Origin of the sequence: Butyrivibrio sp. AC2005, from assembly GCF_000424145.1 — a bacterium.
Classification (GTDB): Bacteria; Bacillota; Clostridia; order Lachnospirales; family Lachnospiraceae; genus Butyrivibrio.
Map to the genome: position 1 here is coordinate 283,352 of NZ_AUJI01000009.1, position 17,156 is coordinate 300,507.

At 41.0% G+C, this 17,156-nt stretch carries 21 protein-coding genes; 20 read left to right on the plus strand and 1 reads right to left on the minus strand.

The window, feature by feature from the left end:
* The first annotated feature begins 22 nt into the window (after positions 1-22).
* Together G602_RS0101190 and G602_RS0101195 are read left to right on the plus strand one after the other, a co-directional pair.
* Positions 23-985, plus strand: a complete 963-nt coding sequence (locus G602_RS0101190; protein WP_026657249.1) for a DNA-directed RNA polymerase subunit alpha — start codon at positions 23-25, stop codon at positions 983-985.
* A 172-nt stretch (positions 986-1,157) separates the two neighbouring features.
* Positions 1,158-1,694, plus strand: a complete 537-nt coding sequence (locus G602_RS0101195) for a bL17 family ribosomal protein (RefSeq protein ID WP_026657250.1) — start codon at positions 1,158-1,160, stop codon at positions 1,692-1,694.
* Between the two features lie 105 nt (positions 1,695-1,799).
* Here the strand turns inward: G602_RS0101195 and G602_RS0101200 are convergent, their stop codons facing one another.
* On the minus strand, positions 1,800-2,033 hold the full coding sequence (locus G602_RS0101200; protein WP_026657251.1) for a hypothetical protein: 234 nt from the start codon (positions 2,031-2,033) through the stop codon (positions 1,800-1,802).
* A gap of 178 nt (positions 2,034-2,211) precedes the next feature.
* Here G602_RS0101200 and G602_RS0101205 point away from each other — a divergent pair, with 178 nt between their 5' ends.
* From G602_RS0101205 to G602_RS0101300, 18 genes are all read left to right on the plus strand, one after another.
* Entirely contained in the window at positions 2,212-3,075 is an 864-nt protein-coding gene (locus G602_RS0101205; RefSeq protein WP_242835468.1) for an energy-coupling factor transporter ATPase, read from the plus strand.
* Positions 3,076-3,138: 63 nt separating this feature from the next.
* On the plus strand, positions 3,139-3,987 hold the full coding sequence (locus tag G602_RS0101210) for an energy-coupling factor transporter ATPase (RefSeq protein WP_026657254.1): 849 nt from the start codon (positions 3,139-3,141) through the stop codon (positions 3,985-3,987).
* Between the two features lie 5 nt (positions 3,988-3,992).
* Positions 3,993-4,793, plus strand: a complete 801-nt coding sequence (locus tag G602_RS0101215) for an energy-coupling factor transporter transmembrane component T family protein (RefSeq protein WP_026657255.1) — start codon at positions 3,993-3,995, stop codon at positions 4,791-4,793.
* Positions 4,794-4,887: 94 nt separating this feature from the next.
* Positions 4,888-5,634, plus strand: a complete 747-nt coding sequence (truA, locus tag G602_RS0101220) for a tRNA pseudouridine(38-40) synthase TruA (RefSeq protein WP_026657256.1) — start codon at positions 4,888-4,890, stop codon at positions 5,632-5,634.
* Positions 5,635-5,851: 217 nt separating this feature from the next.
* The gene (gene rplM / locus G602_RS0101225; protein WP_026657257.1) at positions 5,852-6,280 is read left to right on the plus strand and encodes a 50S ribosomal protein L13; all 429 of its coding nucleotides are present in this window, start codon (positions 5,852-5,854) and stop codon (positions 6,278-6,280) included.
* Between the two features lie 20 nt (positions 6,281-6,300).
* Entirely contained in the window at positions 6,301-6,699 is a 399-nt protein-coding gene (gene rpsI / locus G602_RS0101230) for a 30S ribosomal protein S9 (protein ID WP_026657258.1), read from the plus strand.
* Between the two features lie 721 nt (positions 6,700-7,420).
* Positions 7,421-8,209 carry a hypothetical protein gene (locus G602_RS0101235; protein ID WP_026657260.1) on the plus strand — a complete coding sequence of 263 codons (789 nt, stop codon included), beginning with the start codon at positions 7,421-7,423 and terminating at the stop codon, positions 8,207-8,209.
* Positions 8,210-8,335: 126 nt separating this feature from the next.
* Positions 8,336-9,274, plus strand: a complete 939-nt coding sequence (locus G602_RS0101240; RefSeq protein WP_026657261.1) for a hypothetical protein — start codon at positions 8,336-8,338, stop codon at positions 9,272-9,274.
* Positions 9,275-9,326: 52 nt separating this feature from the next.
* Positions 9,327-9,500: a hypothetical protein gene (locus tag G602_RS31270; RefSeq protein ID WP_242835469.1), complete on the plus strand. Its 174-nt coding sequence runs from the start codon at positions 9,327-9,329 to the stop codon at positions 9,498-9,500.
* A 308-nt stretch (positions 9,501-9,808) separates the two neighbouring features.
* Positions 9,809-9,973, plus strand: coding sequence for an AlbA family DNA-binding domain-containing protein (locus tag G602_RS0101250; RefSeq protein WP_155829651.1), 165 nt, complete (start codon positions 9,809-9,811; stop codon positions 9,971-9,973).
* 201 nt (positions 9,974-10,174) lie between these two features.
* Positions 10,175-10,609: an ATP-binding protein gene (locus G602_RS24735; protein ID WP_049944992.1), complete on the plus strand. Its 435-nt coding sequence runs from the start codon at positions 10,175-10,177 to the stop codon at positions 10,607-10,609.
* 479 nt (positions 10,610-11,088) lie between these two features.
* Complete coding sequence (locus tag G602_RS0101265) at positions 11,089-11,328, plus strand: hypothetical protein (RefSeq protein ID WP_026657264.1); 240 nt, start codon at positions 11,089-11,091, stop codon at positions 11,326-11,328.
* A gap of 46 nt (positions 11,329-11,374) precedes the next feature.
* On the plus strand, positions 11,375-11,902 hold the full coding sequence (locus tag G602_RS0101270) for a nitroreductase family protein (RefSeq protein ID WP_026657266.1): 528 nt from the start codon (positions 11,375-11,377) through the stop codon (positions 11,900-11,902).
* Between the two features lie 244 nt (positions 11,903-12,146).
* Complete coding sequence (locus G602_RS0101275; protein WP_026652444.1) at positions 12,147-12,626, plus strand: hypothetical protein; 480 nt, start codon at positions 12,147-12,149, stop codon at positions 12,624-12,626.
* Entirely contained in the window at positions 12,598-12,855 is a 258-nt protein-coding gene (locus G602_RS24740; protein WP_079484333.1) for a helix-turn-helix transcriptional regulator, read from the plus strand. Before G602_RS0101275 ends, G602_RS24740 begins: the two co-directional genes overlap by 29 nt.
* A gap of 5 nt (positions 12,856-12,860) precedes the next feature.
* Positions 12,861-13,550, plus strand: coding sequence for a hypothetical protein (locus tag G602_RS0101285; RefSeq protein ID WP_026657267.1), 690 nt, complete (start codon positions 12,861-12,863; stop codon positions 13,548-13,550).
* 28 nt (positions 13,551-13,578) lie between these two features.
* Positions 13,579-14,208: a methylated-DNA--[protein]-cysteine S-methyltransferase gene (locus G602_RS0101290; RefSeq protein ID WP_026657268.1), complete on the plus strand. Its 630-nt coding sequence runs from the start codon at positions 13,579-13,581 to the stop codon at positions 14,206-14,208.
* A gap of 591 nt (positions 14,209-14,799) precedes the next feature.
* Positions 14,800-16,923, plus strand: a complete 2,124-nt coding sequence (locus G602_RS0101300; RefSeq protein ID WP_026657269.1) for a metallophosphoesterase — start codon at positions 14,800-14,802, stop codon at positions 16,921-16,923.
* Positions 16,924-17,156 lie beyond the last annotated feature (233 nt).

The following is a 17,156-nucleotide window of genomic DNA, read 5'->3' on the forward strand; positions in this document are numbered from 1 at the left end:
AAACTATAAGGAGGGTATGTCAGTGTTTGATTTTGAAAGACCAAATATTGAAGTTGCTGAAATTTCAGAAGACAGGAAGTATGGCAGATTCGTTGTAGAGCCTCTCGAGAGAGGTTATGGTATTACCCTTGGTAATTCACTCAGAAGAATTATGCTTTCCTCTTTGCCTGGAGCAGCAGTAAGTCAGGTCAAAATCGAAGGTGTACTGCATGAGTTCAGTTCTATTCCCGGAGTAAAGGAAGATGTTACTGAAATCATAATGAATATCAAGAATCTTTCTATTCGCAATAATTCTGAGACAAACGAGCCTAAGACAGCATACATCGAATTTACAGGCGAAGGTGTTGTTACAGCTGCTGATATTCAGGTTGATCAGGATATTGAGATCACAAATCCCGATCAGGTTATTGCAACACTGTCCGGAAAAGATGCTAAGCTTTACATGGAGCTTACCATCACAAAGGGTAGAGGATATGTAAGCTCTGATAAGAATAAGCTTGCAGATCTTCCTATCGGTGTAATAGCAGTAGATTCTATCTATACACCTGTAGAACGTGTAAATGTCAGTGTTGAAAATACACGTGTAGGTCAGGTAACTGACTATGATAAGCTGACACTTGATGTTCACACTAAAGGAACACTTGCTCCCGATGAGGCTGTCAGCCTTGCAGCAAAGGTTCTTAGTGAGCATCTTAGCCTCTTCATCGACTTGTCTGAGAATGCCAAGACTGCAGAAGTTATGGTAGAGAAAGACAATGATGAGAAGGAAAAAGTTCTTGAGATGAGCATAGACGAGCTTGAACTCAGTGTTCGTTCATTCAACTGCCTCAAGAGAGCCGGAATCAATACTGTTGAGGAGCTTACAAACAAGACTCCCGATGATATGATGAAGGTTCGTAACCTTGGACGTAAGTCCCTTGAGGAAGTGCTTGCAAAGCTTGATGAGCTTGGTCTTGCACTCAGAACTGGCGACGATCAGAACTAATTTATCTTATTTTGAGGTGAATTAATTAGTTTTCGCAGAAGGTAAAACCAATGTGTACTGATGCGGATTCTCATAGGTAAACAAACAACATACCGGAAGTAAATCCAAAGAGTATTCTGATATGCACCACAGCAGAAGGAATTCTGCGATTGAGAAAGGAAGTAAAATTATTATGGCAATGTACAGAAAATTAGGCAAGGCAACAAAGCCTAGAAGAGCTCTTCTTAGAAACCAGGCAACAATGCTCCTTTACAACGGAAAGATCGTTACAACCGAGGCTAGAGCTAAGGAAGTAAAGAAGATCGTTGAGCCTATCATCGCTCTTGCAGCTAAGGAAATGGACAACTACGAGACTGTTACAGTTGAGGCTAAGGTTGCTCGTAAAGACAAGGATGGCAAGCGCGTTAAGGAAGTTAAGGATGGCAAGAAGGTAACAGTTTATGATACTGTTCAGAAGGAGATCAAAAAGGATAAGCCTTCACGTATGCACGCTAGAAGACAGATCCTCAAGACTCTTTATCCTGTAACTGAGGTTCCGAAGGCAGCTGCTGGAAGAAAGAAGAACACAAAGCAGATCGACCTTGTTGATAAGCTTTTCACAGAGTATGGTCCTAAGTATGCCAGCCGTAACGGTGGTTACACAAGAATCGTTAAGATTGGTCAGCGTAAGGGCGATGCAGCTATGATGGTTGTTCTTGAGCTCGTTTAATTCGAACATTACATAAAATAAAGAGAGCGGTCAATTGACCGCTCTTTTGCTATATAGAAATGACTTATTGTGTGCTTTTTGAATTTATATATAAAAGGCACTTTTTTAGTTGCTATTCCCGCTGCTTACTGAATTATCGGCATCATTATTATCGGAATTCATTAACTCTGCATCGTTAGATGCTTCTTGGCTATTATCGCTTCCTCCGTAAGCGATTTCAGGATGTTTCTCAGCATATTCTGCAAGGGTTTCACTTCCGCTAAGAGTTCTTGCTAATACTGCACATACAACTATGGCAGCTATCAGTATAAGAGCCGGCTTTATATATTGTTCAAACATGTGTATATCATAGCATATATGCGCTTGTTTTTCATAACTTCATATACTAAAATAGAAAAGATGTACAGCAAAGATGCATTACTTCATGTGTGCAGAAGCGGAAATATACCATTTTTCCTGAGGTTCACAGGATATGCTCCTCGTAAGTAAGGAGCCGGACAAAGTATAGTGAGGTATCATGAGTTCAGAGAAAATGCTCCAGGTGGAGAATCTGACATTTGAATATATAAGACGTGACGAAGAAGGAAACGTCGAGGGAATAAAGACTGCTGTGGATGGTGTTGACCTCGAGGTAAACAAAGGCGAGTTTATTTCCATCCTTGGCCATAATGGCTCTGGAAAATCAACTCTTGCCAAGCATTTTAATGCCCTGCTTTTTCCGACAGAGGGAACAGTATGGGTAGATGGTCTTAATACAATGGATAGTCAGAATATATGGGATGTAAGGCAAGGCGCAGGCATGGTTTTTCAGAATCCCGATAATCAGATTATAGGCCAGGTTGTAGAGGAAGACGTAGGATTCGGTCCTGAAAATATGGGAATTCCTACCGAAGAGATATGGGAGAGAGTTGAGGAAAGTCTCAAGGCAGTAGGCATGTATGAGTATAGAAAAAATTCTCCCAACCATCTGTCGGGCGGTCAGAAACAAAGGGTTTCCATTGCCGGAGTTATTGCAATGCATCCCAAATGCATAATATTTGATGAACCCACTGCTATGCTCGATCCAAACGGAAGAAAAGAAGTTATACGTGCGGCTCGTGCACTTAATGAAGTGGAAGGGATAACAATTATCCTTATAACGCATTATATGGAAGAGGTTATTTACTCGGACAAAGTCTTTGTTATGGACAAAGGCAAAATAACAATGCAGGGAACACCGAGAGAGATTTTTTCTCAGGTGGATAAATTAAAGGAACTGCGACTTGGAGTGCCACAGGTGACACTTTTGGCACATGAATTACAAAAAAGGGGACTGAATATCCCTAATGGAATTCTTGACAGAAAAGAACTGATAAATGCCATTAAGGCATATAGATACTGATATTTAAAGTACAGGCTGCCTGTTTATGAAAACAGGACACCGGTTATAGAAGTTGGTGAAAACATGGCAATTATACTTGATCATGTAAATTACATATATAATCCCGAAACAGCTATGGCGAAGACCGCCTTAAAGGATATTTCGCTGCAGATACCGGATGGACAGTTTATAGGACTTATCGGGCATACCGGCTCCGGAAAATCCACGTTGATACAGCATTTAAACGGGCTTATGAAACCTACGTCAGGATCTGTTTACTTCAACGGTAAGGACATAAATGATCCTGAGTTTAACAGAAAAGATTTGAGAGCAAAGGTGGGTCTGGTATTCCAATATCCTGAGCATCAACTGTTTGAGATAAATTGTTTTCAGGATGTTTGTTTTGGACCTAAGAATCTTGGACTATCCCAAAAGGAAGTGGAACTTAGGGCTTATGATGCTCTAAAAAAAGTAGGCTTTCCCGATGAATCTTTTTATCAATCTCCATTTGATCTGTCAGGTGGACAGAAGAGAAGAGTGGCGATAGCAGGTGTTCTTGCTATGAAGCCGGAGGTACTTATTCTCGATGAACCTACAGCCGGACTTGATCCTAAGGGCAGGGATGAGATACTTGATCTCATAGCTGATCTTCATGAAAATATGGGAATAACGGTCATACTGGTTTCCCACAGCATGGAGGATGTTGCTAATTATGTGGATAGAATCATCGTTATGAACAAGGGCGAAGCCATGTTTGACGGGGCGCCCAAAGAGGTATTTTCACATTATAGAGAGCTTGAGGAAATAGGACTGGCTGCACCTCAGGTTACATATGTAATGCAGGAGCTCAGGGAAGCAGGTGTTTCCGTGGCTACTGATGCAACTACAATAGATGAAGCAGCTGATGAAATTATGAGAGTACTGGGAGCATGAGCTGAATGCTTAGAGATATAACACTGGGACAATATTACCAGACAGATTCGCACCTTCACAGACTTGATCCGAGGGTGAAAATTGTTGCGACTTTAGTATATATTGTTTCCCTGTTTGTGGTAGATAACTTCATAGGATATTTGATAGCGGCTGCGTTTTTGCTGGCAGCGATAATACTTTCCAAGGTGCCTCCGAAATTCATTTTTAAGGGCATGAGGGCTATTTATTTCCTTTTACTGATAACAATGGTGTTCAATCTGTTTTTGACGCCGGGTGAGCCATTATTTTCATTCTGGAAGATAAATGTGACAAAGGAAGGTGTAAAAATTGCAGTTATGATGGGCGTGAGACTTGTTTTCCTGATAACAGGTTCTTCAATTATGACATTGACAACAACGCCCAATCAGCTGACTGACGGACTTGAGAGCCTTATGAATCCTCTCAAGAAGTTGCATGTTCCGGTGCATGAGATATCAATGATGATGTCAATCGCACTTCGCTTTATACCGATTCTGATGGAAGAAACGGATAAGATAATGAAGGCACAGATGGCAAGAGGTGCCGATTTTGAGACTGGATCGCTGATTCAGAGAGCTAAGAGTCTTATTCCGCTCCTGGTTCCGCTTTTTATTTCAGCATTCAGACGCGCTAATGACCTTGCTATGGCGATGGAAGCAAGATGCTATCGTGGTGGCGAGGGCAGAACCAAGATGAAACCGCTGATCTATCACGTGTCTGATTATGCAGCCTACCTGGTTGCTGCAGCATATTTGGGAGTGATGATAGCAGTTGGGATAATCTTTTAGATGAATAGATTTTTTAGTTAAGTGGATTTTTTAGAAATTTCATTTACAAAGGGTAGTGTTATATAAGCATAGATTTATATAAAGGATGGATTTATTGAAAAATATAATGCTGACGGTTGCCTATGATGGAGCAAATTATCATGGATTTGCTTTTCAGGAAAATACGGTAACAATTGAAGGAACGCTTAAAAAGGCAATAGATGCTCTGACAGGCGAAGACGTAGAAGTTATCGGAGCAAGCAGGACAGATGCGGGCGTACATGCATATGGGAATATAGTTGTGTTTAAGACTATGTCTACAATCCCTGCTGAGAGCTTTGCGCCTGCTTTAAACAGCAAGCTTCCGGATGACATAAGGATTATGGAATCAGCTGAAGTTCCGATTGATTTTCATCCAAGAAAATGTCTGTCCGAGAAGACATATGAGTACAGAATATTAAATACCAGAATACCGATACCCACCAGACGGTTGTATACATGCCATTGCAGCTATCAGCTTGATGAAAAGAAAATGAATGAAGCCGCAGGGTATTTTGTGGGTGAGCATGATTTTTCAAGCTTTTGCGCAGCAGGGTCTCAGGCTATCAGCCATGTGAGGAACATTATTTCCTGTGAGGTATTCAGGCACGGAGATGAGGTTGTGATAAGGATAGTCGGCAACGGTTTTCTATATAATATGGTCAGGATTATTGCAGGCACGCTCATGGACATCGGACGGGGCAAAGGGAATCCCGAGGACATTGAAAAAATGCTTGAAGCAAAGGACAGAGCTACTGCCGGACCGACAGCACCGCCGCAGGGACTTTTTCTTATAAAATACAGTTTCCCTGAAGATTTATAAAATTTTTGTAACCTCAGTAATTTTGTGTTTTTTGGGCGGATTACAGGTTGACAAAATGAGAGAAATGAGCATATAATATATGACTGTGTGACGATAATCGCCAAATTATCCCGGTAAGTAATGCGGCGTATATCTATACAGTATATTAGCGTATGGATCAGGTGAAGGGTTCATCGCACCAGAGTTTAACTGTTAACTGGTTATGGAGGTAATTAGAATGAACACATATATGCCTAATGCTTCTTCTGTAGAGAAGAAATGGTATGTTGTAGACGCAACAGATATGACACTCGGTCGTCTTGCTTCTAACGTAGCTAACGTACTTAGAGGAAAGAACAAGCCGATTTATACACCTAACATTGATACAGGTGATTATGTAATCGTTATCAACGCTGATAAGATTAAGGTTACAGGTAAGAAGATGGACCAGAAGATGTACTGGCACCACACAGATTACGTTGGACACCACAAGGAGTTCACACTTCGTCAGATGATGGAGTCACACCCTGAGCGTGTAATCGAGCATGCTGTTAAGGGAATGCTTCCCAAGGGTTCTCTTGGAAGACAGATGTACACAAAGCTTCACGTATACGCAGGACCTGAGCACGAGCATGCAGCTCAGAAGCCCGAAGTACTTACATTCTAATCTGAAAGGAGAATTTGAAAATGGCTAAAGCAGCAAGTTTCTATGGCACAGGTAGAAGAAAGAAGTCTATCGCCAGAGTTTATCTTACACCCGGTAAGGGTAATATCACTATCAACAAGAGAAACATCGATGAGTATCTTGGTCTTGAGACACTTAAGGTTATCGTTCGTCAGCCCCTTGTACTGACAGATACACTTGATAAGTTCGATGTTAACGTAACTGTTCGCGGTGGCGGCACAACAGGTCAGGCTGGTGCAATCCGTCACGGTATCTCAAGAGCTCTTCTTCAGGCTGACTCAGATGAGTACAGACCTGCACTCAAGAAGGCTGGATACCTTACACGTGATCCTAGAATGAAGGAGAGAAAGAAGTACGGTCTCAAAAAGGCTCGTCGTGCTCCTCAGTTCTCAAAGAGATAATCATCTGCTACTGCAGAATGTTGTTTCTTTGGAAATATTCAAAGATCTATTACCGGAAGCCCATGTGGCTTCCGGTTTTCTATTTAAGTCGTTCCTATTCGGGAATTAAAAATTTCACTTTACGATTCTATAAGATACTAGAAGATGCTTCAAAGATCCTATTTTGGCATGTCTATTGGTTTGTATTTCTGAGTATTCTTGACTACAAATCTTGTTTTATACTGTTTGAGTCAATGATCGCAGTGTGTCTGATTGACTGCAATTCCAAGATTATTCTATATGAGTCAACCAGCTGCGATTGAGGATTTGACTGCAAATCCCGTATTACTCTATATGGGTCAACTATTGCGTGGGGATGCGTTGACCTTAAATCAGGTAATTTCAAAACGAGTCAATGGTCCTAGGGAATTTTAATGACCGCATTTCCAAAATTCTGTACTTGAGTCAATTGTCGAGCTGTAATCAGATGACTACAAATCCGGTCTTGTTCAAAATGAGTCAATTCAAGGCTAAGTAGTTAGTTGGCTTCGTTTCTAATAATGTTCTATTTGAGCCATGTGCTGATGAAAAAAATTGACCTATTCTTAATAAAATCTTATTTGAATCAATTCATATTCTCCTAAAGAAAACAATTTAAATAAAAGAAAACAGCTTCAATACAAGAAAATACTTATTATTATCACTAATCGAAAGAAAATATAAAAGAAAAGAGGACAAATAATTGTATGGATTAAGAGAAATGCTTTTACAGGAGCATAAGCACCTGCAGAGCATAATAGCTAAGGCTGGCGAAAACATGGCTTCTACGCCTGAAGGACGACTTCGCATTTCGGTAGACCATGGAGTTGCCAGATATTATCAGTGCATAGATGACAGATACGGAGAGTATATCCCAAGGGATAATGTACAGCTTCCTCGCCAACTGGCACAGAAAGCATATAATGATACAGTACTTAAGACTGCTGAGGTAAGAGCCAAGCATATTGCCAGGTGCCTCAAGGATTATAATGATGATGAGCTTGAACAACTATTTACGTCGCTACACCCGGAGAGACAGAAACTTATCACTCCGGTTGAGCCAACATTTAGCCAATTACAAGAACAATGGTACTCAGAGCCATATGTCGGGAAAGCTTTCAAGGAAGGAACACCTGTAATTCTTACAGAGAAAGGAGAACGTGTCCGATCAAAGTCGGAGAAAATCCTTGCCGATTTCTTTTACCGGAACAATATTCCATATAAGTATGAAAAACCATTAAACCTATCAGGTTATGGGATAGTCTATCCCGACTTCACATTCCTTTCGAGGAAACTACGAAGAGAGATTTACTGGGAGCACGAAGGGATGGTGGACAAGCCTGAATATGCCATAAAGGCGGTTAAAAAGCTCAATAGCTATCAAATGAACGGGATACTTCCAGGAGAGCGCTTGATCCTTACGTTTGAGACGGAACAGGATGTTTTGAATTCGAAGATTGTTAGTGATTTGGTGGATAAATATCTCCGGTGAATGGATATCTTAGATAAGCGATATACATTTGAATTGCATGTCGGTAGTTTATATTGCATACTACAATGTATGTGATAATATGAGGGGAATGGTGGAGTGATAGAGGAGTAATTAAGAGAAAAAAGTATGGATACACTATTTTTAGAAGGTTTAAAAGAAAACGATATAAACAAACTTTTAGCTGCACCAAAAAGCGATCTTCATAATCACTCGACAAAAGGTTGTAGGCGTGAATGGCTATCTGAACAGCTACATGTTGACATTCCAAAGCCACCACAGCGACTTGATGGCCTGGAAGGTATGCACGCATGGTTTAGGTCCTCTATAAAGCCCTTTTGTGATGGGTATGAGAATATGCTGCTTAGATGGGAGGGTGCTTTTGCTGAGGCTGGGCGAAATAATATAACTCGTCTTGTAATGAATTTTGGTACAGCTGAAGTGGATCAGGTAGGAACGGTAAAGGGGTTCCAAGAGCTTATAGAAGGGTTCCATAAAACGTATTGTCCTGATAGTATCTTTGAAGCTGAGCTGACCTATCCCTCTTTTGGAAACGTGGAACAAGAGGCAGATGAATTCGATAAATATGCCAGTTCAGGATACTTCAAGGCAATTGATATTTGCGCCGGAGAAAATGTTCAGCCATTCGAAGCTTTTTTGCCACTTTACAAGAAGGCTGAGAAATATCATTTAACCAAAAAGATGCATGTTGGAGAAACAGGTTCAGCAGAAGATGTCAGAAGGGCAGTAGAGATTCTTGGCCTCTCTGAGGTTCATCATGGAATTGGTGCATCAACATCCAAAGAAACTATGAGATTTCTTGCGGATAATCATATACAGGTTAATGTCTGTCCCAGTAGCAATGTAATGCTGGGATTTGCAAAGGATTATAAAACACATCCAATCAAAATATTGGTGGAGAATGGTGTTAGGGTTACCATAAATACTGATGATCTGCTGATCTTTGACTCGTCAATTGAAAATGAATATCTTAAACTGTATAGGGCGGGTACACTGAGAGCAGAGCAGCTTGAGGAGATAAGACAAACAGGATTAGGAATTCTGTGATAAGAAAGCAATATGGAATAATGCCGGATTAACCGATGAGAGAAGATAGATTATGGACAAATCATGGTCAGAAAACAATAAAGAAATACAGAAATTGCTGACGAAGGAAGCAACCTTTAAAGATGCTATTCAGAAGCTTTTGGCTATTACCCTTATGATTGCAGAATCCAATCCAGATGAAAAAGATATTATGACAGCTATGGTAATGAATTTATTGAGAATATAACGACTCTGAAGAATTTGACTTAAAGTTGCCACCAACTGCATACAGTAGCCCTGAGCTTTCTACCGTACGCAGCAGGTAAACAGCAACTCGCCTTACAAATGCCCAAAACAAGGCACTTAAGACAGTGAAAAAGTTCTCAAAGAGATAATCGTTTTACAACGTATTACGTCTTTGGACAATCATATACGACTTATTGCACCTCAGGACAACAGTCCTGGGGTGTTTTTGTTATGTCCTCATGTTGTTAAGTAGTTGGCTAGTAAAGCGCAACAATGATATTGTTAAATAAAAAAACTAAGGACGAGGCTATGCGAGATATAGACAAAATAATTGAAGATGACGAAAATCAGGTGGTTGCATGGAAAGAGTCATGGCAGGATAAGTATCTAGAGTGGATCTGTGGCTATGCCAATGCCCAGGGTGGGACTCTCTACATAGGAGTTGATGAGATAATGGCAACGTTATTGGATTAGATTCAAAGGTACAAAAGAAGCTATTAGAGGATATTCCAAATAAAATTACTGCAGCATTTGGAATAACTTGTGATGTGAATCTCAAGTCAAAAGATAAAAAGAAGTATATTCAGGTTGAGGTAAAAAAATCGCGATTACCTTTAAATCTCCATGGAAGATATTATTACCGTACTGGAAGTGTAAAAAAGGAGATTACTAGATTTGAGACATGTCCCTTCTAAGCTTAGAAATCCAATACTGGCCGATGTTTTTGGACGCTTACGTTTGATGGAGAGAAGAGGCAGTGGATTCAAGAAGATACTTGATGCCTATGAATCTGAAGAAAGATATACAGATAGTTTAAAGCCAGAGTTTTATACTGATGGTTATAATTTCTTTCTTACTCTATGGAACTTGAATTATGCTTATGATAAAGCGCAAAATAAAGCGCAAATTAAAGCGCAAAGAGGTACTTTATCTGATAGAGATTATATATTGCTCCTGATTAAGGAGAATCCAACCATAACACAAGAAGAATTGGCAAATATTATGGGGAAGTCACGAAGATCAGTACAGATGCTGATGAAGCAGCTGATAGAGGATGATGCTATTGAAAGACTTGGATCTAAGAAACGGGGAACATGGATTTTAAAATGATAAATACTATGAAATGAGGAGTGGCATAAAGAGTAAGTTCGATTAATGGTTTATCTCCGGTCCACTCAAGAAATTTGCCTATATGAAACGTGTATAGTTTACAAGTGCCTTCGGATCGGTTCCTGATCCTGATTTCTTCATGAATCTGTTTTTTTAATGATTCGTCCATAATAAAACCTCCGTAAATGAAGTAGTAAAAATGTGGTTACTACTGATTACGGAGGGTAACGAATTCTGTGAATATACTTGTAAGGCATGTTTGTAGGTGATATTCTTTTCATAGCAGTAGTAGTGGCTTTTGGTAGTATTTGGTTTTTGGGTGGTAACTTAAACGATACATCATCAGGGCGTCGCTATCTACTGCTTTTTGAGTAAAAGAAACGCTGCGCCACAGCCTTGGCAGGCCGTCGCGCAGCGACTTAGTTCTTTTTCAGTTTATGCGATGTTAACAAATGGATAGTTTATAGAGGAGAATTGCCATGAAAAAATTCTTTGAATTAGGAAATCGCTACGCAAAAGAAAGCAATTGGACTGATTTTGCACTTGTTAAGTTTTGCCTTTTTTCCATGGGACTGCTTGTCGGAATGAAAGTACCAGAAAAACATAAGAAGATAGTTGTGAGTGGTGCAATATGCATATTTCTGTTGACATATATTCCGCTTATGGCAAAGGTCTTAAGTATTGGAGTGGAGATGATAAATGAGAATTGCAGGGATTGAGCTTTAAATGAACTGCAACATAACCGATTATTGGAGGATTACGTAGGTGAATGTAATAGAGATAATAAATAAAAGGCACAGCTACAGAGGAAAGTATCTTTCTAAACAGGTACCTAAAGATGATTTGGTAAAAATACTGGAAGCAGGGATGGCCGCTCCATCTGGATGTAATAAGCAGACTACCAGTTTTATAGCAGTTGATGACTCAAATATATTAAAGAAGATTAATGAAGTTATTAATCCTCCGGTATGTGAAACAGCACCTGCGTTAATTGTAGTGTTGACGCAACGGATAAATGCATATCGCGATAGATGCTTTGCTATACAGGATTACTCTGCTGCAATCGAGAACATGCTATTGACTATCGTGGCGCTTGGATATCAGAGTTGCTGGTATGAAGGTCATATTACAGATGAAGATAGAATATGTGACAAAATAGCTGCTATTCTCTCGGTACCGGAGAATTATGATGTTGTATGTATATTGCCGGTAGGAGAGGCTGAAAGCGAACCTTCGATACCCAAGAAAAAAGGGTTTGAAGAAAGAGCTTGGTTTAACACATTCAAAGGTTGAAAGGCTGTTTAACAGGAAGAAAAAAATCGGCAGTTACGGCAGTGTTCATAAGACAGTAACGCAAAATGAGCACTGTCGCGGTGGATTGGCAAAAAAAGAAGAAGTCTGAAAGGAACATACATTCCAGACTTCTTTTCTTATTAAATAAATTCAAAAAGGTACTATATATTTCTTTTCGTGCATATGATAACGTCATAATAGGAACACCTATAACGAATAAATAAAGCTTAAAAGGAGTATGCTTATGAAAAAGAATATCCGTACCGTTTTATTTGGAGAGCTTGTACTTTTCATCGTTGTATTTCTTATCAGTACCCTCGGAACCAGCTTTGGTTTTTCTGCTGTCGCATGGTTTCTTGATGTGCCTTCGCTGATTCTTGTTTTACTTATTCTGATTCCCGGGCTCATTATCATGGGTGAGTGGAAAGATTTTTTGAATTCATTCTCAGTAGGGATAAAAGATTACAGGCTTCTTGAACTAAAAAATATTATAGAAGCCGTAGGCGCTGCCCAGAAGCTTACTGTATTTGGAGCTCTTTTTGCCATCATAACTTCAGCAATAATTCTTATGGGACATTTATCTGAGCCGGAAACGTTTGGACCAAGCCTTGCTGTCTGCTTCCTTTCAGGTTTTTATGCAGTAATAATCGAGTTTTTTCTTCTGCCGCTTAAGTTAAATGCCGAGCGTAAGATGAATGAAGAGATGGACATGGAAGATGAATGATCCCGGAATTACAAAGGAGCAGTATCTTAATATAGCTCGTAAATTCGGATTTACGAAAAGAGAGCTTGAACTCGGATACCTTAAAGTGTCGGGGTTTTCAAATCATAGAATTGCTTATATGCTCGGAATTTCTGAGCAGACGGTAAAAAATCATTTCACTCACATTTATGAAAAGGCGTGGGTTCCCGGAAGAAAGGAATTCCAAGAGCTGTTTACACAGGATGGATAGTGATTATGAAGAGATCAGTTAAAAGAGCTATCATAATAATTTTAATTGTAAACGTCATCCTGATAGTTGCTGCTATTTGCGGGAGAATACTGAGCAGATTCGTTTATGAAGATCATCTTGATGAGCCTTTGATCACAGTTGATGATACCGAGATTACCTTAAGAGAATTTGGATATTACATATATGAAGTAGAAGAGTTTGTGCAGAACCAGGCTCTTTTGTATGATCCTGAGAATCCAAAGCACTGGTGGAATACCCACTTTTCAGCCGGCATGGATTCTCAGTTTGTCTGTGATTACGCCAAGAAGGTGGCAGTTAACACTTGTATATCAGATGAGATTTATTATAAAAGAGCTCTTTCTGAAGGAGTTGTATTAAGTAGCGCGGAAGAAAAACAAGCAATGGTCGAAGCAAAGATGATCTTAAGCAGCATGACCGGGAATCAGCTTGCAAGAACAGGGTTGGATGAAAGCATCCTCACTAATATGCGGATAAAACATGCTCTTGCAGTAAAATATGCCAAATTTCTTGTAAATACCTGTGATTTAACAGGATATTCCGAAGACCCAGAAAAGCTTCTAAACTGGGACGGCGTGTATTATCAAGAAAAGATTCTACCGGAACATACAGTAAAGACTAATGATAAGGTTCTGGATAGAATAACGTTGGGAAAAATAACAGTGAATTATGAGTAATTCTATTTGAATGTGTTAGAATTATTTCATGAAAACAAGAGAAGAAGCATTAAAATACGGATTATCTTTTCCGGATACTTATCAGGAAGTGCCCTTCCACGATTCTAACTGGCAGCTGGTGCGATATAAGTATAATAAAAAAGCATTCCTGTGGACTTATGAACGAGAGGGCTTTATAAATCTCAATGTGAAGGTTGATCCCGAGACGGCTTTTTTCTGGAGAAAGGCTTACAGCTCAGTTATTCCCGGATACCATCAGAATAAGGAGCATTGGAATACAATCATCCTCGATGGAAGTATCCCGGATAAAGACATAAAGCTCATGATTGCCGAGAGCTACGACCTGATAGCAGACTCTCCGACTAAGAGGATTTATGATGCTGTAGCCAGAATCCCAAAGGGATGTGTTGCAACTTATGCGCAGGTTGCAGAAGAAGCCGGGGATAGAAAGATGGCAAGAGCTGTAGGAAATGCTCTTCACAAAAACCCTGACCCCAGCACAATTCCCTGTCATCGTGTAGTAAACTCAAAAGGCGAACTTGCCGGCAACTATGCATTTGGCGGAGCCTGGAAGCAGGGAGAAATCCTGCTCTCTGAAGGCGTCGAAGTCAAAGATGGAGTTGTTGATTTACATAAATATCAATGGCGCAATAAATAATAAAGCCCCTGACCTTTGCGGGGCTCTTTTATAAGAGAAAGAGCTCGACAACTTCAAATTGAACAAAATCACTGCACACAGCCTAGGCAGGTCATCGCGCAGCGATTTTGTTCAATTTCGGTTTTTAAAGACGAAAGGTATGTCTCGTATGATAGATATCTTCCTTTCTGCCGAGAAGAAATACTCGAAGCACTTGATGAATACCCGGAATTGAAAAAGATTCTTTCTGATATGCTCGGAACCATTGAACAGAACAGGATTGTGGTGATCGAATCAGGCTATATGGGAACGATCCCCTACAGCACGCTTCTTTTATGATAACATTGAATCCGAGAACGCCATATTCTGGAATTTGTGTGATGAAGGAAACATAGTCGGTGAACTGTATTCTTTTTTGAAACTGGAGGATAAGGACTTCGCTGATGGCATAGATACAGCCTATTTATGCGCCTTCCGTGTCACGGATATTGTTCGGGGCATTTATCACGGCGGTAATGCTGCTGATACTTGAATTGATACGAAAATGTGTGAGTATCGCAAAAGCAAAGGGCTTAAAGCTGTATGAGAAAATAAAAGAAAGGAAGAGTGCGAATGAAGCTGATAAAAAGGGAAACTGAACAGACTGCACCAAACCGCAAGATCAAAGCGGTCGTTGACATGATGTTTGATGACATTCCCTATTCCGAGGAGGTCACACAGGCGCAGGAGAAGATAAAATCTGCTCTGAATGCGGAATTTGACAATATAAAGGCTGACCGCCACGAGGACGAGGCTTTGGAGGAGCTGCTCGGCAGATACGGCAGGCTCTCGCAGATGGCAGAGCTTGCAGGCTACCCTGCGGACAGTGCGGAAAAATGGCGGGGCGATACGGAAGCTGTTGACCTTCGTCCGCTGAAAAAGGAAATATGGAAACAGCGTCTGAGGATATATTTCACTTCGGCATTTGCGGTGTTTGCGCTGCTGCAGGTGTTCTGGATCATCTACAATATCACAGCAAAGCCTGTTGCTGTTATCGGAAATGTGTTTGTTATAGCGGTTGATTTAGTTTTAGCATCATTTCCGTTACGCAAATACCTGAAAACCGAGAAATCCGCCGAGGGGAGCAAATACGACACCGATTCATACAAATATCTTCGTACCCGAAGCGACAAGTACGCAAAACGCCTGCTCAACGGCATAGCTCTGCTGTTTGCGGTGGTGTTCGTGTTTGTGGCATCTGAACTGAGCTTTTACTTTTTCGGCAACTCAAAATCGGCTGAATTTGCGGAAAACTTCTTCAATAACAGCATCGTTATCGAGATACCCGTCTATCTGCTGATAAAAAATATCCTCTCCCTCAGAATGATACGGCGGAGGATAAATATTCCCGATAATTACAAGTACAAAAAGCACATCATCGGCATAACGATATTTTCGGCAGTCTATTGGCTTGGCGTAACAGCTTTTACAGTCATAAAAAGCAAGGACATCGCATACCCCGGAAATGTCTTTATGATCGCAGGGATAATTTTCGGGCTGCTCGTTATAGTCTATGATCTCACATTAAGACGCAAGGTCACATTCAGAAATATCGTCATCAACAAGCCGAGAATAGCGGTTTATACGGCTGTCATAGTTGCGACATCGGGCTTTATGATCTTACAGGAGGACACATGGTACACGCAAAGCTACATCAATTCCGTTCCCGTTGTCGAGCATAACACTCACAAGATAGAGTACAATGACGAAACGGGGGGTTACACCATAACCAAAACCACAGACGATTTCAAGATACTCCACCTGACCGACATTCACATCGGCGGCAGTCTTTACTCCTACCGCAAGGACATAAAGGCGCTGAAGGCTTGCTATGCGGAGATAGAGCATACCCACCCCGACCTTGTTGTGGTCACGGGTGACCTGAGTTTTCCGCTGGGGATAATGTCCATGTCGCTGAATAACACCGCACCTGTAGGGCAGTTTGCGGCATTTATGCGGAACACGGGCATCCCGTGGGCTTTCACCTACGGCAACCACGACACGGAATCTCTGGCATCTGCAAACAAGCAGGAGCTGAATGAGGTCTACAAATCGCTGTCATTCAAGACTTCGGGCAATCTGCTTTACCCATATACCCAGCCCGATATCATGGGCAGAAACAATCAGCTTATCGAGATAAGAAATGCTGACGGCTCGCTAAACACGGGGCTTTTCATGATCGACTCAAACGCCTACACGGGCGAGGGCATCAACGTTTACGACTATATCCACGACAATCAGGTGGACTGGTACGCCGATGAAGTCAGGAGAATGAATGCCGAGGCAGGTCACACGGTAAATTCAATGGTGTTCTTTCATATCCCATTGCAGGAGTACAAGACCGCAACAGAGCTATATCTGGACGGCAGCGACGAGGTTACATACTTCTACGGTGAGAATCCCGGTGACCACGGCGGTATCACCAATTACCTTGTGTGCTGTTCGGACTATCCGAGCAAGATGTTCGATACCGCCCTTGAGCTTGGCAGCACATCGGGATTCTTCTGCGGCCACGACCACTACAACAATGCGTCTATCGAGTACAAGGGCATCCGCCTGACCTACGGCATGAGCATTGATTATCTCGCAATGCCGGGCATTGAAAAGGAAACAAAACAGCGTGGTGCAGAGCTGATAACCATACACGCTGACAGCACATGGGAGTCAGAACAGATACCGCTTGATTCTATAACATAACAAAAAGCAGATGCTTTCTACTGTGAAAGCACCTGCTTTTTTATAGCCTGCTGTAAAGGTATTGAATATAGTAGTTTGGAAAACTTCTATATGAGCGCAATTCTTATCAGGCGATACGCTATGCAGAAAGACAGGACTATGCCTTCTGTACACGTTTACAGAGGACATAGCCCTTGTCTTATTTCAGTATAAAATGGTTGTTATTTGCTTCACAAGCGGTGTATAATCTGCAT